4 protein-coding genes are annotated in these 2,736 nt (G+C 59.4%); all 4 read left to right on the forward strand.

What is annotated here, in order from left to right; all coding sequences use genetic code 11:
- Nucleotides 1-81: 81 nt before the first annotated feature.
- Nucleotides 82-1,137, forward strand: a complete 1,056-nt coding sequence (mtnA, locus tag V3W31_04580) for an S-methyl-5-thioribose-1-phosphate isomerase (GenBank protein MEE9614215.1) — start codon at nucleotides 82-84, stop codon at nucleotides 1,135-1,137.
- Between the two features lie 2 nt (nucleotides 1,138-1,139).
- Nucleotides 1,140-1,454 carry a hypothetical protein gene (locus V3W31_04585; protein MEE9614216.1) on the forward strand — a complete coding sequence of 105 codons (315 nt, stop codon included), beginning with the start codon at nucleotides 1,140-1,142 and terminating at the stop codon, nucleotides 1,452-1,454.
- A 32-nt stretch (nucleotides 1,455-1,486) separates the two neighbouring features.
- Nucleotides 1,487-1,660, forward strand: a complete 174-nt coding sequence (locus tag V3W31_04590) for a tetratricopeptide repeat protein (protein MEE9614217.1) — start codon at nucleotides 1,487-1,489, stop codon at nucleotides 1,658-1,660.
- A partial coding sequence (locus V3W31_04595; protein ID MEE9614218.1) for a hypothetical protein occupies nucleotides 1,657-2,736 on the forward strand: 1,080 nt, incomplete at its 3' end. The genes V3W31_04590 and V3W31_04595, both read left to right, overlap by 4 nt.

Genomic DNA, 2,736 nt, shown 5'->3' on the forward strand with positions numbered 1-2,736 from the left:
CGGCTCGAAAAACCCTCCGAAACGGAAACAACCCTGCAGTAGACACCGGCCCGAAACCGGAAAAACCCCCGAGGGAACGAAATGGTAAAGACCGTCGAATGGAAAGATAACCGCGTGGTAATGATAGACCAGCGGCTCCTGCCCGGAAAAGTGGTGTACAGGAGGTACACGGACCACCGGCAAGTGGCGAAGGCGATAAAGGACATGGTCGTTCGCGGCGCCCCGGCCATAGGCGTGGCCGCTGCCATGGGTTTTGCCGCCGGTGCCCGGAGGGTCAGGACGAAAGAGTTGAAGGCCTTCAAGAGAGAGATTGGCAGGATCGCCCGGACACTCGCCTCGGCCAGACCCACGGCCGTAAACCTCTTCTGGGCCATAGAGCGGATGAACGGGGTCGTGGAAGCGAGCGGGAGGTCGAGCGTGGCGCAGCTTAAGAAAAAACTCGTCGCGGAAGCGCGGAAGATACACCGGGAAGATATAGCGGCAAACAAGCTTATAGGAAAGCGCGGGGCCCGGCTCATAAAGAACGGCTCCACCGTACTCACCCACTGTAACGCCGGGGCGCTCGCCACCGCCGGCTACGGCACCGCACTCGGGGTCATAAGGGGGGCCAGGGCGGCGGGAAAGAAGGTACGGGTCTTCGTCGACGAGACGAGACCCTTCCTCCAGGGCACCAGGCTCACGGCCTGGGAGTTACAGAAGGACGGCTTCGACGTAACGCTCATAACCGACAACATGGCCGGATACATGATGGGCCGGGGGCTCATCGACTCCGTGGTCGTCGGCTCGGACAGGATAGCGGCCAACGGGGACGTGGCCAATAAGATCGGCACCTACTCGGTGGCCATCCTCGCCAGGGCCCACGGGATCCCTTTCTACGTAGCCGCGCCCTCCTCCACCATCGACCCGGACATAAAGAGGGGAGACGACATCCCGATAGAGGAGAGGCCCGCCCGCGAGGTAACGCACGCCGGAAAGACCCGCCTCGCGCCAAAGGGGATAAAGGTCAGGAACCCGGCCTTCGACGTAACCCCGGCAAGGCTCGTCACGGCAATAATAACCGAAAGGGGGGTCTTAAGGCGCCCCTATACCCCGGCCATAAAGAGACTCTTCGCCGGCGGGAAGAAAGGGAAAGGATAGCCATGAGCATGCAAAGCGTCTTCGTACTGGTGGGCATATTCGTCGCCCTTATGTTCTTCTACAAGTACGCGGGCAGGTGGGTAAAGACGCTGCCCGCCGATACCGTCAAGAAGATAAACTGGCTCGGATTCGGCCTGGCACTCGCCGGCGGCACGACATGGTACTTCGTTAAAGAACCCGCCATCATGCTCGTCACCCTTGTGGGGGTCGCCATCTACTTCCTCTTCTACGACTACGATAATATGGAGGAGAAGGAAAGAGAAGAGGAAAGAAAGAAGAGGATGACGGGCGGCCCCCGGCAGGGTGGCGATACGTAGAACGTAGCCGCCTTCCCTCCTTCCCCCTGCAGGTGGAAACGCACTATAACCTCGGCCTCCTCTTACGAGATAAGGGGAGCGTGGACGGGGCCATAAGGGAGTTCGAGGAGGCGTTAAGGATAGACCCCGCTTTTCAGGGGCCGCGCACGGCACTTGAGGAGCTTTCCAGGCGAGGTATCTTTGAAATGGAGAGAGCCGGACATTGACCTCAAAGACCGCCATAATAGTCCTTTTTATGGTCTCCTCCGTCGTATACCTGAATAGCCTTCCGAACGGCTTTGTATACGACGACTTGCCACAGGTAGTACAGAACCCGCGGATCCAGGATCCCAGCTCCCTTCCCGACATCTTCCTCACGGACGTATGGTCATTCAGCGGCAGGAACGCCTCGAACTATTACCGCCCGGTGATGTACTTGATCTTTACGGCCGACTATCATCTCTTCGGCCTCAACCCCCTGGGGTTTCACCTGACAAGCGTGCTCTTGCATGCCGGGGTCACGGTCATGGTCTTCCTTATAACCTCTTTTATTCTCGGCAGCCCGTCCCGGGCTCAGGGCGGGACCGAAAACGACGCTTCACCCGCCGCAGGCGGCCGGGGTACGGCATTTTTCGCCGCCCTTCTCTTTGCCACACACCCGGTCCACACCGAGGCGGTGGCGTGGGTCAGCGGAGTCCCGGAGCTCTCGTTTACCCTCTTCTACCTCCTTTCCTTTTACTTCTATATACGGGAAGACCGGCCGGGACTCTCGCTCGTCTTCTTCCTCCTTGCGGCCCTCTCCAAAGAGACGGCCCTTACGCTGCCTCTTGTCATGGCGGCCTATGACCGCTGCTTCGGAAAGGGTCTCGCGTTTTACTCCTTGCTCAAGCGCTACCTGCCCTACCTGGCCGTGGCGGCACTCTACTTCGCCGTAAGGTCTTACGTCGTAGGGGGCCTGGCCCCCGTAAACGTCCATGCCGGCCTGAGCGCTTACGAACAGTTCATAAACGTCTTTCCTCTTTTCGCCCAGCATCTCGGAAAGCTGCTCCTTCCCATGAACCTGAACGTGACGCATACCTTCCACCCGATATCCTCGATGCTGGAATGGAGGGGCATCTTGTCGCTCTTTGCGGCAGCCGCCTTTATGGCCGCCGTATGGCTCTTGATGAGGCGGAGCCCTACGGCGGCGTTCGGTCTTCTGCTTGTGGCCGTTCCGCTGCTTCCCGCCCTTTATATACCGGCCCTGGGGGAACACGCGTTCGCCGAAAGGTACCTGTATATGCCGAGCGTGGGGTTTGTAATC

The organism is Thermodesulfobacteriota bacterium (assembly GCA_036482575.1).
Lineage (GTDB): Bacteria > Desulfobacterota > GWC2-55-46 > GWC2-55-46 > JAUVFY01 > JAZGJJ01.

Bases quoted from the DNA above. Each gene is read 5' to 3' on its own strand.
- mtnA (MEE9614215.1), top strand. From the start codon at position 82: ATGGTAAAGACCGTCGAATGGAAAGATAACCGCGTGGTAATGATAGAC.
- V3W31_04585 (MEE9614216.1), top strand. From the start codon at position 1,140: ATGAGCATGCAAAGCGTCTTCGTACTGGTGGGCATATTCGTCGCCCTT.